Source organism: Ruegeria sp. BHSA123, from assembly GCF_059613425.1.
Genome location: NZ_JBXWSL010000010.1, coordinates 23,141 through 41,484 on the forward strand (window position 1 = coordinate 23,141; position 18,344 = coordinate 41,484).

Below are 18,344 nucleotides of genomic sequence, written 5' to 3' on the forward strand. Positions count from 1 at the left end.
GGACTTACGAGGCAAGAGGGCAGCATGGCCGACCGTTTCCGCATCACTCTGGCGCAACTGAACCCGACCGTTGGCGATATCGAAGGCAACGCAGCAAAGGCCTTTGCGACATGGGAACAAGGCAAGGCAGCGGGCGCGGATCTGGTGGCTTTCCCCGAGATGTTCATCACCGGCTACAACACGCAGGATCTGGTTCTCAAACCGGTATTCCACCGCGCAGCCATGTCTGCGGTTGAAGCGCTGGCTGCAAAATGCGCCGAAGGTCCTGCAATTGCCATAGGTGGTCCCTGGGTCGATGATGGAAAGCTGTACAACGCCTACCTGATCCTGAAGGGTGGCCGGATCACCAGCAAGGTTCTGAAGCACCACCTGCCGAACGAGACGGTGTTCGACGAAGTGCGCCTTTACGATGCGGGACCTCTGGGTGGGCCGTATTCGGTAGGGAATTTCCGGATTGGCAGCCCGATCTGCGAAGACAGCTGGCACCCGGACGTGGCAGAAACGCTGGAGGAAACCGGGGCCGAGTTTTTGTTGGTCCCCAACGGGTCGCCCTATTTCCGGGATAAATACGATGTGCGGTTGAACCATATGGTCGCGCGCGTGGTCGAAACGGGACTGCCACTGATTTACCTGAATATGGTTGGCGGGCAGGATGATCAGGTCTTTGACGGTGCCAGTTTTGGCCTAAACCCGGGCGGGGAATTGGCGTTCCGGATGCCTGTTTTCGACGAGCTACTCTCTCAAGTCGACCTTGAGCGCGGCGAAGACGGCTGGCGGATCGCATCAGGTGAAATCGTGCCCCAACCGGATGAGTGGGAGCAGGATTACCGCGCGATGGTGCAGTCTCTTCGCGACTACATGGGGAAAACCGGTTTCAAAAAGGCGCTGCTGGGTTTGTCCGGCGGGGTTGATTCCGCGCTGGTCGCGACCATTGCAGTCGATGCCATCGGGGCCGAAAATGTCCGCTGCGTGATGCTCCCGTCGGAATACACCAGTCAGGCCTCGCTTGACGATGCCGAGGCGGTCGCCAAAACGCTGGGCGTGCATTATGACTACGTGCCGATCTCGGACAGCCGTGCAGCCGTTACCAGCACTTTGGCACCCTTGTTTGCAGGGCTGGATGAAGGGTTGACCGAAGAAAACATTCAATCCCGCCTGCGTGGGTTGCTTTTGATGGCGATCTCGAACAAGTTCGGCGAAATGCTGTTGACCACCGGCAACAAATCCGAGGTCGCCGTGGGCTATGCCACGATCTATGGCGACATGAACGGCGGCTATAATCCGATCAAGGATCTTTACAAGACCCGTGTGTTCGAAACCTGTCGCTGGCGCAATGCCAATCACCGCAACTGGATGATGGGCCCTGCAGGCGAAGTGATCCGTCCCTCTGTCATCGACAAACCGCCCAGTGCGGAACTGCGCGAAGATCAGAAAGACAGCGACAGCCTGCCAGATTACCCGGTGCTGGACGGAATACTTGAGATCCTGGTTGATCTGGACGGATCGATCGCGGATTGCGTCGCCGCCGGGTACAACGAAGCAGATGCTCAGAGGGTCGAACATCTGGTCTATATCAGCGAGTATAAACGGTTCCAGTCCGCCCCCGGTACGCGCCTGAGCAACCGCGCGTTCTGGCTGGACCGGCGGTATCCAATTGTGAATCGCTGGCGCGATCGCCCCTGATTGCCGCAATTCGCGCGTTGCATTGGAAACAGTAAAGTTTCCCTCCTTTTGATTGTTTTCCGATTTCTCGTTTTGGGCCTGCCAGAGGAACAAAATCCGGCCTTTGACTTGTTGCAGTGACAACTTTCTGCCACATTTCAGCTTGAAAATTGCCCTATGTGGGGCGGATGCGACGCAATTCTCAAAGTCGCAAGCCGATTTTGATGAAGTGTGACGCATCCGGGGTTGGATGTCTGAGTAAATGGTTTGGTTTTGACATGTATAGTGAATATCAGAGATCGCATCATGCTCTTTTGAAACGGCGGACGATGGAATCTCCGCCGCAGGAGTTGGATGAGGAAAAGCTGGAAGCGGCGATTGCCGGTGTCCTGAATGAACAGCGGCTGTCCGACGAACAGGCAGCGGCGTCGCTTCGGGCTGAGTTTCCAAGCTTGTTGCCGCAGAAGGACGTAACCGCCCAGACCGTGCAAAAAGACACCGGGTTGACCGCGAAGCTGCGTCAGAAATGGGCGGAACTGTCCGGCGCAGCGTGATGTGCTGAGGATTTTCGATGCCGTTGGCGTCTGGGCCACAGGCGTCATAAATAGTGCCAACATTGCGACAATTCGTGTTGCCAAACTTCTAGACCTTGGTCCCCATACGGGTTCAGGCGACAGAGTAATGCATATTTATGACGGCACCAAAACCGAACCCCGTAGAATCCAATCTTGCCCTTCCCAAATCTGTTGATGTCGTCGTTGTTGGCGGCGGCATAATCGGCGTTTCAACAGCGCTGGAACTGGCAGAACGCGGAGCTTCCGTCCTTTTGTGCGAAAAGGGACAGATTGCGGCTGAACAAAGCTCGCGCAATTGGGGGTGGGTGCGTTTGGGTATGCGAGACCCCCGCGAAATTCCCCTGATGCAAGAGGCGTTGCGGATATGGCCGACCCTTGATGCCCGCCTGGATGGCAATACCGGATATACGCAATCCGGCATTCTTTTTGGCGCGTCCGGCAAGCGGGGCGAAGTCAATCTGAAGCGTTGGATGCGCCATGTAGAAGGATTACAGACCGGGGCAAAAATGGTGTCGGGACGCGAGTTGGCAGAGTTGTTGCACGGGCATGAAACCGGCCTGACATCTGCCCTGTACATGCCGCAGGACGGGCGCGCCGAGCCGCAATGGGCTGCCCCGGCCATAGCCGAAGCCGCACGGCGTCTGGGTGCTGTAATCATGACAGGCTGCGCCGTGCGAAGTGTAGACATTCAGGATGGGCGTATTGCTGGTGTATTCACCGAGCGCGGCAAGGTCGCCTGCGGGCGCGTGGTTCTGGCGGGGGGCGCGTGGTCGCGTTTGTTTGCGGGAAATGCAGGTATCAACCTGCCGCAGCTTAAGGTTCTGAATACGGTTCTGCGGACTTCTCCGGTGAAAGATGGGCCCGAAACTGCGTTATGGTCGGATGATGTTGCGATCCGAAAGCGCGCTGATGGGGGGCACACCATCGCGTCCGGACATCAGAACACGGTCGATATCGTACCGGACAGTTTCCGGCTGGGGTTGCAGTTTCGCTTTGCCTTTGCGCAGGAATGGAAATCCCTGCGCTTTCGCTGGTCAAATCAGTGGGCTATCGAGGCCCGTCAAAACAGAAGATGGTTGCCGACCGACATAACCCCGTTCGAGCTGTGCCGGGTTTTGGATCCTGAACCTTCGCAGAAGTTTTTGCGACAAGCCTGGGCCAGTGCACGAAAAGGATTTCCTGCTTTGCTGGACAGTGAAATCGTCCAAAGTTGGGCGGGTATGATTGATGTCACCCCCGACGCCATTCCCGTAATCTCGGGCGTGGATGACGTACCGGGTATGTATATCGCCACGGGCTTTTCCGGCCACGGCTTTGGCATCGGGCCCGGCGCCGGCCGCCTGACAGCGGACCTTGTCACTGATTCAACCCCTTGTGTGGATCCGACAGCGTTCCGTCTGTCTCGGTTCACTGACGGCTCAAAAGTGCGACCGGATCCGGGTTACTAGGGGCTTAGCCCATCATCTGATAGCTGACTGGAACAAAGCGGAAGCCCTCGCCCCGTGTCTCGACAAAGCCCGCGGCAGGGAAGGGCATGTGATATCCGATCATCTGCGAAGTTTTTGTAACCCGTGAGATAAGCACATTTAAATTATGTAAAACAGTGAATTACAGTTTTTCAATTCTTCCATTGACTTCCATTGACCTCCAATATGGGCGTACGTTATCGTACGCTCAGCGTACGCCTGGGAGGCACAAAGCGATGATTAACCAGCGGACTTATTCCGCCGCAATACGGCAGCGCGAGCAGGGCGTTCGCTTGCCGATCACACTTAAAGACACGCAGGTTCCGAACCTGACGTTGAAGATCAACGCGCAGTCGGAAGTCTGGCGCTTTCAATACAAGCCGAGGGGTACACGCCCGGACGGTCGACGCTGGCCGACGCGGACGCTCACCCTCGGATCACACGCCAACATGACACTGGAGGAGGCGAGGGCGTTGGCGGTGGCGGCTAAGGCCGAGGTCCGGGCAGGCGGCGACCCTGCGGAGGCGCATCGTCTAGCGGCGGCCCAGCGCGTCGCAGAGCGACTGGAGCGACGCACGTGCGCCGAACTCCTGCCTGCTTTCGTTGAGAACTTTCGGGCCCGACCCTCCAAATCCCAGGCAGGCCAGCAGCTTGACCGGGCCTATGTGGGTTCCATAGAACGCGGTGCTAAATACGTTCTCGAGAACTTGGGTGTGATGGGCCTAACGCCGGAGGGTATCACTCTAAAGCCGCTGCGCCGGCTCTTCAGCAATCGAGCCGGGACGACGTGGGCAATCCGCTTCCTCGCAATCCGGCGCTTCCTCGATTTTTGTGTCGCTGAGGAGCTAATCGACGTGAATCTCGCACTGCAGTTGCCGAGACCCGCGACCGGCGCGCCGAGACAGCGTGTCCTGACCGCGAATGAACTGCGGAAACTCTGGCATGAGGCCGAAGCTCTCGACGAGACGCGTCGGGACTTCTTGCGCTTTATGATCTGCGTGCCCTGTAGGATTAGCGAAGGGCTTTCCCTTTCGTGGGATCAGTTGGATGAGGGCTTCAACGAGTGGAGGCAGGCGGGCAGCATGACCAAGAATGGTCAGGAGCACGTGTTCGCGTTACCGCCGCAGGCTCAAGCGATCCTCCAAAGGCGGAAGTCGAAAGTCGGCGGAGCGCTGGTGTTTCCGAACTCGCGCGGCAAGCGCTTCTCGAGCCAGTCAAACTTAAACCGCGTGATCCACGAGCAGACCCCCTCGGTGACTGACTGGACGATCCATGACCTTAGGCGGACGTTCGCGAGCCTGCTCGGTGAGAGTGGTGCGAGCTTCCCCGAGAGCGTTGTCGATGCAGTCTTAAACCACAAGCAAAGCGCGACGCGCGGTGGCGTCCTTGGTGTCTATCAGCGCTCCGAGCGCCGACGTGAGCAAGCGGCGGTTATGATGGCTTGGGGTCATCTTCTTGAGCAGATCATCGAGAGCTCGGACGGAGTAAGCAATGTGGTAAGGCTGTCATGAAAGTTGATGTGATCAAAGGGATCCAGCAGCGCCTCGGCGTATCGCGCGAAGAGGCAGAGCGTTTGGCGCACCTACCCTTGGGTGAGGAAGTCAGCGCTGAAGATTTTTTTAAACTGGCTATGCTGGAGCTCGACGGCTCCGATCCGCCCAAGCTGCAGGCCGTGGTTGAGGCGCGCTATAAGGTTAGCCAAAGCGTCCTGCTCGAGCAGCGGCAAGTTGGGCAGCGGAAGGCCGCCGCAAAACGTAAAGCCAAACGACAGGCTGTGATCGATGAGGCGAAGGTCATCATCCGCCAGAACAGGAGCCTCGGTTTTGCCGGGGCGTTTAAGGCGGCCACAGACGCGCTAGGCAATGATGTGATCGGATCCCGACGCGCTGAAGTCGAGTTGAAAACCTATTTCCAAGACCTCGATTGACTGCTTCCTGTGAACTGGTCAATTTTCCCAGACTAATTTTGCCACCTAGCTGCTAGGTGGTAAAACCAACTGTTCCCTTTGGAAAATTTGTTCCCAAGATGGGTGGTCACTGAAACTAATACGGTGACGAAAATGAACTCTTACACCCTGCAACTCCCGGAGCCTTGCCCGGCTCGAGTGGGACGCGCTTACGGCGCTGAGCTGCTCACACTGGCGGGCTTCCAGACGACGGCTAAGTCGATCAGCAACTGGGCCCTCCCGACGGTCATGATCAATGGCCGCGCCACCTACGATACGCACGAGCTATTCGCCGAGGCCCAGCGCCGCGTCGATGTCGGCTCGGCACGCACACTCAACCGGAACAAGTGATATGACCAAGACAGAGCTAGACATCGCCGACCGCGTTAAGGCTGCCAGAATGCTCAGATGTGGGCTGTTAGTCCAATCGGAGAGCGATGCAATGGCATCCAAAAGGTCTGCGGCAAGATCAAAGCTCAGACCCCTCGCATAGTGTGGAGGCCGCATATCCCAAAATGAAAAGTGGAGCCCTCTTGGGCCCCAAGGACAGCACCAAAAGGCATCGTCAATGATGGTGCCAGTTTAACGCAACAGCCAATTTGAAGCCCATCGACATGAGGCCACCAACAGTATCGCGAGGACGCAATGATACAACAAGATTTATTCATCAACGGCTTCCCATCGGGCTCTGCTTGGGGCGCTGCAACCGCAGAGCGGAACTGGCTCGTGTGGCAAATCCAAGACACAGACAAAGTTCCCATCGACGTCGAGACGAGAGCCAACTCTGGGGCCAAGTCTGCAGCCACACTAACCTTCGATGAAGCCATCAGCCACGCGGGCAGGCTCAACGAGGGGGCAACGTTTGGACAAGATGGCTCGCACGGCGTGGGATACTTGCCTCGCACCGGATCAGCCCTCGTAATGATCGACTTGGACGACTGCATTTCAAATGGTAAACCTGTGGGTCGCGCAGCCGATCTGGCAGACCAACTCTGCACCTACGTCGAGTTCAGCGTGTCTGGCACGGGGTTGAGGATGATCAGGGCTCGAGGCGATCTCGGCTCAGAGTTCATCCACGAGGTGGATTTGGGCGACGGCTCCAAGGCTGGCCTATACGCCTCCGACGCACGCTTTGCAGCTGTCACGGGATGGAGCTATTTCGAGGACGATTGGGCCGTGACTGAGTGCAACTTAACTCCCCTCCGAGACGCCATCGGCCACGCCAAGTCCCCTAGAAAAGATACCGACGTGGACGGGGCCAAGCGTAAGACGGACCGCATTTGGAATGACCATTGGCTGAACGCCCTAAACGAGGACGCTCAGCGCGAGGCGGTAAAGGCCATGCTGACGACGCTCGAGGGCACGCCCTACCAAAACGAGCGCGATCCGTGGCGCGACCTCACATTCGCCTGCAAAGACCTCCAGATGCGGGTTGATTGGGATGTCTCGGAAATTTGGGATGAGTTTTGTCATCGCGGCGCAAACTACAATGCAGCTGGGAATGAAAGCCTCTGGTGGGAACGGGAAACAGAAGGCAGTCGGATCACCTGGCGTTCGCTAGTGGCCTGGGCAAATGAGAACGGTTTCGACAAGAAACCGTGGCAAGCCAAGGCCAAGACAACAGATCTCGGCAAGCGCTGGGCTGAGACCACAGCAGTTGAGAGCGCTCATGAGGTCTCTGAGCCGTCGGATAGCACTGAGGCCGCTCAAACCGTCTGCGTCGATCTTACAAGGCCTGCCGGGTTACTGGGGGAAATTATCGACCATGCCGAGGCGGTTTCCAATCGAAAGACGCGTTTCTTCGGTTTGGCCGGCGGCCTCGTGGCGCTGGCGGCCGTGTCAAAGCATCAGTTCGTCGTGGAGACCCCGCATCACGTAACGCCTTTGAATTTGCAGGTGCTGGTCGCTGCGCCGACCGGCTCGGGCAAAGAAGATGCACGGCGGATCGCTCGAGCGGCGGCCAAAATAGCCAGCATCCCCTTCATTAGAGAACCCGCATCAAGCTCCGCCATGCATGACACTTTGTCGGACCAACCTCGAGTGATTATGGCGGTCGATGAGTTTGGGCAATACTTGCAGGCCATGCAAGCTGCCAAAGGCCATGACTACCAGATGATCAACCTGACTATGCAGGCATTCACTTCGGCCACAAGCAGCATCCCCGCTCGGAAATACGCCAACTCTAAAAACAGTAAACCTGAGGTAGTTAACCCCTTTCTGATAGGGCTTTACACCACAACTGGGGGTGAGCTGGTCGAAGGTATGGGCAAGGGCAGCACAACAAGCGGCTTTATGGGCCGCATGCTGATCTTGTGGATGGATCAGACGCCGCCCCTCACAGACTTCCCCGGCGAAGCTGACGACAGTGCCATCGTAGACGCTATGCAGCGGATCGCAGACTGGCAGATGCCGGAGGGTGGTTTGAGCGACAATCGGTTCTGGTTCGGTGAGGGGGGCAAGCGGTTCTGGAAAATACCCCTGACGCCTGACGCCCTTGATTACTTCATGCACATTCGGCGTTTGTTCGACGAATGGATGAAGTCCGCTCCGCCGTCTGTGGCAGGCTTGTGGTCACGCGCCCTCGAGAACGCACTTAGGATTGCTGGCAGTGTCGCGCTGGGCAACGCGGCGTTGGACGATCAGATTTCGGAAGTCGTTGTCGATCTCGAGACGATCCAATATGCGGCTCGCTTGGTCGCGTTTACTATCCAGCGGTTTGCGCCCGAGGCGGAGGAACACACCGCCGTTGACAAGTTCGACAAAATCCAGAAACGCATCCTGAGGGCTGTGGCGAGGCACGCTGACGATGAGGGCTGGGCGAGGCAAACGGACGTTATTAAGGCGGTCAAGGGTAGCGACGCACCGTATCAGGTCGTCAAGTCAGAGTTCGAGGCCCTGATAGATCCAGACGCCTACGGAGAAATCATTCCGAGGGTAGACGGTGCAGGTGCTCCGACCATTCCTGCGATGGTAAGACTTGCGCGGGAAGGGGGAAGCATCGGAGGGAAATTGTCGAAAATCGTTTCCTTCCCCATTCCCAAGGGTCTCTGACATGAGGAGTGCTCTAGCTATCCGTACGCAAACCCTACGGCGTCCCTCCTGCCGTTCCCCACGAGGTTTAGCCATAAAAACATGGGCTAAAAGACTAAAAGGGGGAAACATATATGTGTATTAATCTATCTCTTTTTTTTCTTTGTCTTTGCGCCCTCGCCGATCTTTTCTTAGCTAACTCGATTTCCCCTTTTTTGGTAGAGCAGTTGGGGCGCGAGACCCGAAAACCGACCCCTTCGTCGACCATCAAGACCGCCGCCGCCGCACGGGTGTTGGCAGTCTGGTGTTTCGATCTCACCCAACCCCCTCTGAACGCTGGTCGTCACGGCTGAAAGACTATCCAGTCAAAGACCCCCCCTCGACCAAAAGGCCGGGTGCCTGCTTGGCAGAGCGCCTCGCAAAATTTTTTTCTCGGAAAACCCAATTGAGGCTGTAATGCATCCCCAGCTCGATTGCTTATCAGACCGACCGGGCGACGCCGCGTGATTTCGGACAAATGCGCTTGCTGCGATTTGCGTGCTCTTGGTCAAGCCAGAACAGAATCAACATGGACAATCTTCCTGCCGCCTTTAAATCAGGGTTCCAATTTGAACGGAAGCTGCCGCCCGATTATCCGCCTAATGTGCAGAACACGTCATTCGACACAAAGAATCAGATGGCCGATTTGAGCCCCTTGCGGGCTTTCAGAATACGTATCACAGACGGCGACAAAAGCTCAGTATAGCTTATGTCACAGCCCCATGTTTACGATTGCCGTTTGAGGTTAATATCCCAATGGCAAATCCAAGAAGAAGGGGAAGGCATGTTAAAAGCTTTTGCAAAAATCGTCCTGGCAGGTTTTGCGTTGCACGCCCCTCTATCCGCTTGGGGCCAACCGGCGTGTAACTTGGACGCGCTCATTCCGCTTCCTGATGTCGACTATCTTGTCGTGCAGGCCTCGGAGGACCCGGCCGCGCATTGCTCGGTCAACGGCGTGATCGGCGGCAGGATATATTTTGAGCTTCTTCTACCAGACGGCTGGAATGGCAAATTCGTCATGGGCGGCGGTGGCGGTTTTGTCGGATCAGTGATGAACACGGCGCTTCTGTACGGAGCGCTCCAATCTGGCTATGCGACGGTCGGCACCGATACCGGACATCAGGGACATCCCGCAGATGCCAGCTGGGCTCTTAACGATCTGGAGGCCTTGGTCAATTTTGGACATCTGGCAGTACACCGAACGGCGGTTACGGCCAAAGCCCTAATAAACTCCTACTACGAGACGCCGATCTCCCGCAGCTACTTTACGGGCTGCTCGCGTGGCGGAGGTCAGGCTATCATGTCCGCTCTACGTTATCCCGAGGATTTTGACGCGGTCGCCGCAGGGGCCTATGCCATTGATTGGACAGGGATAGCTATGCAGGCGATCAGCATCAATCAGGTGATGTACCCTGATCCCAAGGACTTGGAGCAAGCGGTTGTCGGTCGGGAAGCCCAAAAATTGGTCGAGAGTTCTTATCTGGCTGCTTGCGACGTGCTTGATGGGCTCGAGGACGGTATTCTCAATGACCCGCGTCAGTGCCAATTCGACGTGACCAGCCTGCAATGCGAGGCTGAAAAAACCGGAGACTGTTTGAGCGTGGAGGAAATAGCGGCATTTAAAGTTGTCTACGAAGGACCAAAGGACGCTGACGGAAATCAACTTTATTACGGATTTCCGTTTGGCGGTGAGACTGCCGAAGGCGGCTGGAGTCGTTGGCTGACCGGTGGACTAAAATATCAGGAAGCTGAAGGAGATTTTCAGGAAGGTGTCGGTTCTGGCGGTTTCGAGGCTCCGGTCTCGCCGAACGCATTCTTCAGCTTCGGCAATGGGATCATGCAGAATTTCGTTTATCACGACCCGACCTGGACATACGAGAATTTTGACTTCAGAACCTACGCGAGGGATTCGTCAGCAGCAGCGGAAACCTTAAATGCAACGAACCCCGATCTGTCCAAGTTTCGTAGGCGCGGTGGCAAGATGCTGTTGTATTCCGGCTGGTCCGACAACGCACAATCCGGGCTGGCTATGGTTGGCTACTATGACGACGTCCTGGCACATGATCCTAGTGCCGCTGAGGATGTACGACTGTTCATGATGCCCGGAGTGGAGCACTGTTTTGGTGGCCCCGGCCCGTCGTGGGTGAATTTCCTTACCGAGATCGACAACTGGGCGGAAACGGGTGAAGCACCGGACGAGATCATCGCCTATTGGCTAGACGATCAGGCTCAGCCAGTTGGGGCCAGACCCATTTGCGCCTATCCTGAATTAGCAAAGTATGACGGCAATGGTGACCCTCGGGACCCGTCGAGCTTTTCATGTCGTACCAGCGATTGACGCTGTTCGGGCGAATTTTGAATGACCGCTCCGTCCGCAGAGCAGACATTGACCAAAATTCGTTGAATGTCTGCTTTGCGGGCAATCGGACCCGTAAACCCGCCCTTATTTGGAGGAGCTAAGGAACGGCTGTTCTTCATGAACAGAGACGATTTCGAATTCGTCTGACAGCACCGTGCCGAGTTCGCAAGACAGATTAGGGAACATTAAGACCGGTTCACCGGTTCCGGCATCCAAGCTGGTAGCCGATATTGCAATGCGCTTTCAGCCGTTGGGTATCAGCAGTGGTCCAGTCCTCGGGGGCCGTGACCTCGACCCAGGGAGAGATGTAATCCTGCGCAAAATAGGCGTGGCCATGTCCTGGCGGCGTACCGAAAGATAACGCCATGTCGAGGGCCAACTGAAACTGCGTGACTACCGGGATGAAGACGAGGTGCTTTGAAACATCTTCGGCGGGAGGTTCGTTCATCCAGGGCGGTGATCGCCAAAGCGAGCTCGGATCATAGAAAACGATCGGATCGCTGGAATACTGCAGGAATACGATCCGCATCTCCCCCCAGTCCGCGATGGCTTGAGAGGCATCCGAGAAGTGTGACGCAAATCGGACGAACGATCCGTTCCCAATGATTGGAAGCACCCATGGACTGCCAGGTTCGCGCGCGTTCTGCGCTTGCTGCCAGAACCTTGACGGAAACGGCGGGCCGGCCCAAAAGGCCCCATCGATCGGGTCGTCGGCAAGGCGGAAGAAGTTTGTGGCGTACATCGACGACCAAGCACCAAGACTCAAACCGTGCAGGTAAAACCTTGGGCGGCGATCCTTTGGCAGCGTCCGCCAATAGGAGTGTACCACCTCGAGAAGCGCGGTTGCCTGATCGAGGCCGGTCCGGGTTTCCAGAACCAGTGCCAGCGGCGATTGTAGGTAGGAATACTGTGCGCTAACCGTCGCGATGTCGCCATTGTGCATGTATTCCACCGGATCGTGAGAACCCGGGTCCATCCAACCGGTTCCTGTAGGGCTAGTGACGATCAGAACCTCCCGATCAAAAGCCCTCAGCCGCTTAAGCTCGGCAAGTGCTAGTTCGGCCCGCTCTTGCGGTGACTCGCCGTTTGCCCGGCCGACATAGACCCGTATAGGGTCCAGCGCGGGCTTGCCTGTGAAGGTGGATATCGCTTCGGCGTCCGGGCCATCCAGGACGAAATCCCGGCCGGGCTGACCCATCGCGGCCCAGTCGATCAGAGACGCTTCGGAACCGGCCTGATCCGGTCGTTCCGGCAAGTCAGGCGCGTTATCAAAAAGCATCTGAGCAGCCTCGAAGCTTTCATCGAGGCCGGTGACCACCCGGTCGAAGATGCCGTCACGGGTGACAACGAAGAGCAGCAGGGCGACTGTCACAACCCCCAAAACATTGGCCCGGCGCGGCGGCATGAAACGATAGAAGCGGTCCCTGACCCATCGGAACAGGGTTGCCACGGAAGCGCCGATCAGAAAGAAAAGCACAAAGGTTCCAGCCCCTGTCAAAAGGATCTGCACCAGGTGCTTTGCATCTGCAGGTTCCATCCCCATCTTTGCGCGTAGCTCATTCTGCCATTCAAAGCTGAAGGTCAGGGCCCATATCGCAATTCCGGCGACAAGGGCTGCAAAGACAAGGTTGCCGACAAGCGCTAATCGTCCGCGCATGCGCGGCAAATCAGCGGCCAGCCAAATCAGTTCGAGCACACGCCCCAGAAGGTAGCCAAGCGCCACCAATATCCCGCCCAACAACCCCTGAACCAACGGCTCGCGCGGAATGAGCGAGGGGGTCAGTGAAGCCGCAAAAAACAGAAGACCCAAAAGGAGGCACGGGAGGGATATTCCGGCAATCAGTGGTCTTATCCACCGCACAATTTTTCCTCCACGTACCAAGACAACTCGAACAGTTTAGTGAAACGCGGCGCGATGGGCCATGCTTACTGTGCAAGTTCCGGGGTATCCCAAGCATCGGAGATATTACGGCCTATTTCCCCGGGGAAGCACATATGGTCGCAGAGATCTTGTCAGATTAAACCGGCTTGAGCCGGGCAGGGGCTTTGCTAGCGTCTCGCCATGACCAAGCACTCGCATTTATGTTTTTCAAAACCAGCCCTGAGATCATTCGTCTGGCGGTGATGTTGTACATCCGGTTTCCTCTTTCGCTACAGAACGTCGAGGATCAGCTGAACGGACGCGGCATCGACGTTAGCCACGAGACAGTGCGGTTCTAGTGGAAACGAAGCGGGCCGTCATTCGCCTCTGAAATCCATAGAATGCGAGTCCAGCAGTTGTTCGCATTCTCGAAATGGAAATGGCACGTGGATGTTCGGAAACAATCTGCATTAGTCCTACTGCGTAGTTCAGCTTATAGACCGTGACAAACTGAACATGGTTAGCTGCGGCTTTTGCGGTTTGGGAACGCATAACAGACCGGTTGGCAGGTTCTAAAAAAAACACGTTGTGCCGCGTGGATGCCTCTGTCCGGATCCAAGTGCACTGTGGCCAGTGCAGGGTTCTCAGTTTCCAGGCGATTCCCCGCAAAACGAGTTGCGAACACTCCTCAAAGCTAGTTGCCAAACAAGCGATGTCGGATCAGATTTTCGTTGACGACGCGAACCCTTGAGTTGATTTCTGAATAGCAAAATAGGCAAAGTGAAATGTTGTATCAATTGGCTGTTGGCTCCGCCATGACCCTGTTGTCCCTGATCTGCGGCGTATTGGTTTGGTGGGCCATGAACGAATTGGTTGAACGTATGGAATCTTGGTTGAAAGGTTCGACCACCCCTACCAAACCATTTCTGATTATCATGATGATAATACTTTCGGCGATGGCAATGGTAACCGTTGGGATCTGGCTTTGGGCGTTTGTTTTCAGATGGATCGGAGTGTTCTCGTCGCTGGAGGAAGCCTTTTATTATTCGTTGATTGCTTACACGACTCTAGGGCTGGGCGACGTGCTCGTCCCTATCGAGTATCGCCTTCTGGGAGGCATGACCGGAGCAAATGGTTTTCTTATGTTCGGCCTCATGACAGCCGCATTGACCGATTCATTGCGCTATATCCGAGATTGGCGGCTCTAACTATATAGGCCTTGTTAGAAGTGTATTGTCAGACTAACGGGAATTGCGACGTGCAGTGTGGTCCAGTACCCTCCCGCCGTGACACAACAATCTCCATTTGATACTAAAAACCAGCCCGGGGATAATCCATCTGGCAGTTATGATGTATTCGCGCCTTCCTCTTTAGCTGCGGAAAGTTGAATATCTACTGCATGAACGTGGCATCAATGTCAGTCACGAAACTATTCGATTTTGGTGGAACAGTTCTTTGGTCTATTAGTTACTAGTTCGAAATGGCTTGTTAGCCCCTTCCGAGTTGGTTTCAGTTTTATGTATGAGTGCCGATTGCAAAATGCAGTGTCTACCGAGGGCTAGGTTGTGGCAGACTTCTCTTATTCCATGTCGAAACGATAAATGCCATCCCAGTCAAAGTCTGGAGGTTTCGATGCAAAACTTTTACATCGTTGGACAAAGGTATCCACAAGAAGCTTGTTAGTGGCGATTTTACGATGCGACCGTAGCGCGTCTAATGCATCACTCCATTTTCCAGACTGATATAAGGTATAGCATACACGCCATTCTTCGAGTTCGCGTTCCGTGGTTGCCCTCTTCGAAAACTCACTCTTATCGTCTTTTTCTGCAATCAGTTCAAAGATACGGCTAGGTAAACTAGTTCCAGCAGGCACTACAAAGTCAACTTCGCGTAGCAGAAACTTGTTTTCAACGTGAACAGCTATAGCTGCCGATACAAGAATCCTTGTACCATAAACTTTGTTCAAGCTTTCCAGTCTGGAGGCAAAATTAACGGCAGCACCGAGAGCAGTGTATTGCAATCTTGAGAGGGACCCAACGTTACCTACGACTACGCGACCGGTGTGCAGACCGAAACGCGTGTGCAACGGACGTAACGGTAACGCTCCACCATCGGAATTGAGTTTCGCCTCAGCCTGTAAACACGCCAAAGCTGCACGGCAAGCATGAACAGGGTGATCAGTATCATCGAGCGGAGCATTCCATAGAGCCATAATGGCATCTCCAATGTACTTGTCCACTGTACCCTGATTACCGGATATTTCTTTTTCCATTACTTCGAAATACTCGGACAAAGCAGGCATTAGAACTTCGGGTTCAAGTCCCTCGGTTTGGCGCGTAAACCCTTTGAGGTCAGCGAACATGAGGGTCACGTCGCGCGTTTCTCCCCCAACGCTAATTCTTTCTGCTTTTGAAAGGATAGAGCGCACCAGCTCCTTTGGTACGAACGCACCGAAACTCGACAATCCTGCTTTCATACTTGCAATGGCTGCTCCAAGTTCGGCGACTTCCTGAATATTTGATTTAAGGTTCAAGTTCTCACTTAGTTCAAAGTTACTGACTTTTCTCGCTTCCGTCGCCACGCGCACAAGATTTTTACTCAATAGACGGGCGACAACAAAGGTAAATGCGACAGCCAGAACCAAAGCAAATACGCCGATTTGTATGGCACGAGTCGTGTTTCTTTTTATTTCTCCGATAAACTCATCTTCCGGCACTATAAGCCCGAGCGTAGGTTGGGCACCGAAGACTTCAGGGATTGGCATCACAGATGTGATATAGTTTCTCCCATCGGATGCTGGAGCTATGCGAAAAAAATCCTGCTGACTTGATCGCCATTTATCAATGACAGTGTCAATAATTTTGCTATTGCCTTCAATTGACTCGTTCGTACTGGAGCTCACGAAGCGCGGCTCTCCACCTTCGGATCGCGTGCTGGTGTACGAAAGTAGGCGACCTTCGCGATCTAGCATGAAAACCAAACCATATTCGCCGATCCTGATATCATCTAGGATTTGCGAAAGTGCCGATATTGTTATGTCGAGCGCAACGACGCCAAGCAATCTTCCTTCGTCGTCAACTACGGTTTTTGAGAACGTCGCACCCAGACGTCCTGTGCTCTCAAACTGATAAAGTGGCGAGACGTAAACGCCGCTTTGCTCTAACGCGCCGTGATACCAAGGGCGTGTTCGAGGATCGTAGACAGTGGTTCCACTAAGAAATGGCGTGGCCAGCGAACGGCCATTGGACCAAAAGTAAGTTTCCACACGTTCGCCAAATTGATCGGAAATTGTCCGTTGGACGCGATCTACTCCTTCCGGTACTGGCAAGGCGCTCGGTCCAAAAGTTTTCCAGTGTTTTGGAAGGTTTATATTCTGAAAAAAGTCTCCGGATTTTTCCTCGCCAAAATACAGGCCATAAAAGTGCTCATTGCCTTGCATCTGCGAATAGAGCACGTCCAAACCTGCACTTGAGCCAGCATCTTCCGAAAAATTGGAAAGAAAGACAGATGCAGAAGATACGACACTTCCCGCTCCGCGTATTACGGTTAACATCTCATCGACTGACTGACTTCTGGCCTCGGCCATCCGCTCTTTCGCGGTACGAATGGCGAGTTCTCTGTTGCCAAAATAAAGAATGGCAACCAGCATTGCTGTTACGACTAATGTCAGAAACGTGAATAACGTCGCAACACCGATATGGAGACGTACTTTCATACCGGCAATTAATTGAAATGTGGCAATAGAAGTCCAGCCGCTCGTCGTATCAAAAATGAAAATCTTGAAGAAATTGTTCCCTTAGGAAAAAAGTATTGGCATTAGTGTTCTTCCTTGGCTCCTTTAGCACTTTTGGTTCACCAAAACCTAATACTAAAGTACGGCATGAAGCGTGTCGCAACGCGACACAACCGGTGCCCAACGACGTTCCTCTCCATTATTGCTTTGGTGACAACTGTCGTCTTTTGGCTATAAAACTCAATTCAACAAACCCTAAGGTAGGTTCGAAACGAACATTTGGATGATAAATGCATTAGCAATATCGACAAAGAAAGCTGAAACCAACGGAAGCACAATGAAGGCAAGCGGAGACGGGCCGTACTTGTGCGTAACAGCAGTCATGTTTGCGATAGCCGTTGGTGTAGCTCCAAGAGCGAAACCCGCGAAACCAGCCGACATCACGCCAGCAAAGTAGTTACGCCCCATCGTTCGATAGACTACAAAAATAATGAAAACTGCAGCAGCGGCAGCTTGAAGCGTCATCGTAACGGCTAAAACCCCAGCGGAGCCCGCTAAAGTCCAAAGTTGCATACTCATTAGCGACATTGAAAGAAACACCGCTAGCGAAAAGTCTTGCAATAGTTGTAAAGAGGCGGTCCCCGTTGGTGTCTTGATCTTTGGAAAAACTCTGGGCGTCAGGTTTGCAAGTAAAATACCAGAAAGAAGGCATGGCACGAAGAGTGGCAAGTTTGCTCCAGTAAGTTCCAAGGATTCATCTGCAATGTAACCAATCACAATTGCAACATGTGTCCAAAGAATGGCTCTCATCATTCCTGGATTCGTCGGACCACCATTTGGATCGGTTGAAGTGACCAACTCACTGCCTTTTTCGTTGGAATTGGTAGCCGCAGTTATCTCCTTCGCACTTGGCTCTAGTTGGTCACGGGCGATCAAGAAACTGGCGATTGGACCACCGATCAGGCTTGCCATTATCAACCCGATCGTCGCAGCAGCGATGCCGAGTTCTGCCGCGCCCGCTACAGCGTATTGCTCTTCTACAACTGGGCCCCACGCTATGGCTGTACCGTGACCACCGATGAGAGATGTTGTCCCCATCATCACACCAGCCTGAGATGGCAACCCAAATAGTGAAGCTCCGAGAACGCCTATTCCATTCTGGATAAACATATACCCAATGGTCAAAACAAGCATAAGGCCCAGAAGTGGGCCGCCTTTAACTAGGTCTGAGAACCTCGCATTAAGACCAATTGTGGTGAAGAAGTAGATCAGCAAAGAGTCGCGCGAAGCCAGATCATAAACTACTTCTCGCCCGGTCACAGTCACCACGCCTAGCGTCACTAGTGCTGCCAGTAAGCCCCCTGAAACTGGTTCGGGGATTGAGTACTTGCGTAAAAGCTCAAACTGCTCTGTGAGCCTTGATCCGAGAAAGTACACAACGATACCCAGAGTCACAGCAATAAAACTGTCCACCACTATCGGTTCTGCCATGAACAGACTCCTAACTTCGCCGCACCACTATTCAGTCTTGAACGAGCTGCACAGACGCAACCAGAAAATATGGCCCGATGGTAGAGCATGATCGAACGAGGGTGCAACAAAACGATCCTGCAGCTAGATTTGGCTGATCCTGAAGACAAGTATCCAATCTATGAAGAATTAAAGGGTTATCGA

12 protein-coding genes and 3 pseudogenes are annotated in these 18,344 nt (G+C 54.3%); 11 read left to right on the forward strand and 4 right to left on the reverse strand.

Features of this window, described 5'->3' with window-relative positions; translation table 11 throughout:
* Positions 1-24: 24 nt before the first annotated feature.
* From AC2FNC_RS07675 to AC2FNC_RS07685, 3 genes are all read left to right on the forward strand, one after another.
* The gene (locus AC2FNC_RS07675; RefSeq protein WP_496714943.1) at positions 25-1,683 is read left to right on the forward strand and encodes an NAD+ synthase; all 1,659 of its coding nucleotides are present in this window, start codon (positions 25-27) and stop codon (positions 1,681-1,683) included.
* 308 nt (positions 1,684-1,991) lie between these two features.
* On the forward strand, positions 1,992-2,216 hold the full coding sequence (locus tag AC2FNC_RS07680; protein ID WP_245220582.1) for a hypothetical protein: 225 nt from the start codon (positions 1,992-1,994) through the stop codon (positions 2,214-2,216).
* Positions 2,217-2,353: 137 nt separating this feature from the next.
* On the forward strand, positions 2,354-3,685 hold the full coding sequence (locus AC2FNC_RS07685; RefSeq protein WP_480604804.1) for an NAD(P)/FAD-dependent oxidoreductase: 1,332 nt from the start codon (positions 2,354-2,356) through the stop codon (positions 3,683-3,685).
* A 4-nt stretch (positions 3,686-3,689) separates the two neighbouring features.
* Here the strand turns inward: AC2FNC_RS07685 and AC2FNC_RS07690 are convergent.
* Positions 3,690-3,788, reverse strand: a pseudogene (locus AC2FNC_RS07690) (MBL fold metallo-hydrolase); the annotation flags it as partial.
* A gap of 151 nt (positions 3,789-3,939) precedes the next feature.
* On the opposite strand from AC2FNC_RS07690, the gene AC2FNC_RS07695 reads away from it, so the two are divergent.
* The 5 genes from AC2FNC_RS07695 to AC2FNC_RS07715 all read left to right on the forward strand — a co-directional run bounded on the left by AC2FNC_RS07695 (position 3,940) and on the right by AC2FNC_RS07715 (position 11,055).
* A complete protein-coding gene (locus AC2FNC_RS07695) occupies positions 3,940-5,214 on the forward strand; it encodes a site-specific integrase (protein ID WP_170578753.1) in 1,275 nt (424 codons plus the stop codon).
* On the forward strand, positions 5,211-5,630 hold the full coding sequence (locus AC2FNC_RS07700; protein ID WP_170578752.1) for a hypothetical protein: 420 nt from the start codon (positions 5,211-5,213) through the stop codon (positions 5,628-5,630). Before AC2FNC_RS07695 ends, AC2FNC_RS07700 begins: the two co-directional genes overlap by 4 nt.
* Positions 5,631-5,762: 132 nt before the next feature.
* Positions 5,763-5,999, forward strand: a complete 237-nt coding sequence (locus AC2FNC_RS07705) for a hypothetical protein (RefSeq protein ID WP_170578751.1) — start codon at positions 5,763-5,765, stop codon at positions 5,997-5,999.
* A gap of 294 nt (positions 6,000-6,293) precedes the next feature.
* On the forward strand, positions 6,294-8,699 hold the full coding sequence (locus AC2FNC_RS07710) for a DUF3987 domain-containing protein (RefSeq protein ID WP_496714946.1): 2,406 nt from the start codon (positions 6,294-6,296) through the stop codon (positions 8,697-8,699).
* An 886-nt stretch (positions 8,700-9,585) separates the two neighbouring features.
* Positions 9,586-11,055, forward strand: coding sequence for a tannase/feruloyl esterase family alpha/beta hydrolase (locus tag AC2FNC_RS07715; protein ID WP_496714948.1), 1,470 nt, complete (start codon positions 9,586-9,588; stop codon positions 11,053-11,055).
* Between the two features lie 217 nt (positions 11,056-11,272).
* Here the strand turns inward: AC2FNC_RS07715 and AC2FNC_RS07720 are convergent, their stop codons facing one another.
* Positions 11,273-12,886 carry an alpha/beta hydrolase gene (locus AC2FNC_RS07720; protein WP_496714950.1) on the reverse strand — a complete coding sequence of 538 codons (1,614 nt, stop codon included), beginning with the start codon at positions 12,884-12,886 and terminating at the stop codon, positions 11,273-11,275.
* Positions 12,887-13,138: 252 nt separating this feature from the next.
* On the opposite strand from AC2FNC_RS07720, the pseudogene AC2FNC_RS07725 reads away from it, so the two are divergent.
* The 3 genes and pseudogenes from AC2FNC_RS07725 to AC2FNC_RS07735 form a co-directional block, all read left to right on the forward strand.
* A pseudogene (locus AC2FNC_RS07725) lies at positions 13,139-13,389 on the forward strand (IS6 family transposase); the annotation flags it as partial.
* A gap of 333 nt (positions 13,390-13,722) precedes the next feature.
* Positions 13,723-14,145, forward strand: a complete 423-nt coding sequence (locus tag AC2FNC_RS07730) for an ion channel (RefSeq protein ID WP_170537724.1) — start codon at positions 13,723-13,725, stop codon at positions 14,143-14,145.
* A 97-nt stretch (positions 14,146-14,242) separates the two neighbouring features.
* A pseudogene (locus AC2FNC_RS07735) lies at positions 14,243-14,386 on the forward strand (IS6 family transposase); the annotation flags it as partial.
* Between the two features lie 130 nt (positions 14,387-14,516).
* Here AC2FNC_RS07735 and AC2FNC_RS07740 read toward each other — a convergent pair.
* Positions 14,517-16,652, reverse strand: a complete 2,136-nt coding sequence (locus AC2FNC_RS07740) for an adenylate/guanylate cyclase domain-containing protein (RefSeq protein ID WP_496714952.1) — start codon at positions 16,650-16,652, stop codon at positions 14,517-14,519.
* A gap of 273 nt (positions 16,653-16,925) precedes the next feature.
* Complete coding sequence (gltS, locus tag AC2FNC_RS07745; protein WP_496714954.1) at positions 16,926-18,161, reverse strand: sodium/glutamate symporter; 1,236 nt, start codon at positions 18,159-18,161, stop codon at positions 16,926-16,928.
* Positions 18,162-18,344 lie beyond the last annotated feature (183 nt).

Coding starts and splice junctions, on each gene's coding strand:
- AC2FNC_RS07730 (WP_170537724.1), top strand. CDS start 13,723: ATGTTGTATCAATTGGCTGTTGGCTCCGCCATGACCCTGTTGTCCCTG.
- AC2FNC_RS07710 (WP_496714946.1), top strand. CDS start 6,294: ATGATACAACAAGATTTATTCATCAACGGCTTCCCATCGGGCTCTGCT.
- AC2FNC_RS07705 (WP_170578751.1), top strand. CDS start 5,763: ATGAACTCTTACACCCTGCAACTCCCGGAGCCTTGCCCGGCTCGAGTG.
- AC2FNC_RS07680 (WP_245220582.1), top strand. CDS start 1,992: ATGGAATCTCCGCCGCAGGAGTTGGATGAGGAAAAGCTGGAAGCGGCG.
- AC2FNC_RS07695 (WP_170578753.1), top strand. CDS start 3,940: ATGATTAACCAGCGGACTTATTCCGCCGCAATACGGCAGCGCGAGCAG.
- AC2FNC_RS07740 (WP_496714952.1), bottom strand. CDS start 16,652: ATGAAAGTACGTCTCCATATCGGTGTTGCGACGTTATTCACGTTTCTG.
- gltS (WP_496714954.1), bottom strand. CDS start 18,161: ATGGCAGAACCGATAGTGGTGGACAGTTTTATTGCTGTGACTCTGGGT.
- AC2FNC_RS07675 (WP_496714943.1), top strand. CDS start 25: ATGGCCGACCGTTTCCGCATCACTCTGGCGCAACTGAACCCGACCGTT.
- AC2FNC_RS07700 (WP_170578752.1), top strand. CDS start 5,211: ATGAAAGTTGATGTGATCAAAGGGATCCAGCAGCGCCTCGGCGTATCG.
- AC2FNC_RS07685 (WP_480604804.1), top strand. CDS start 2,354: ATGACGGCACCAAAACCGAACCCCGTAGAATCCAATCTTGCCCTTCCC.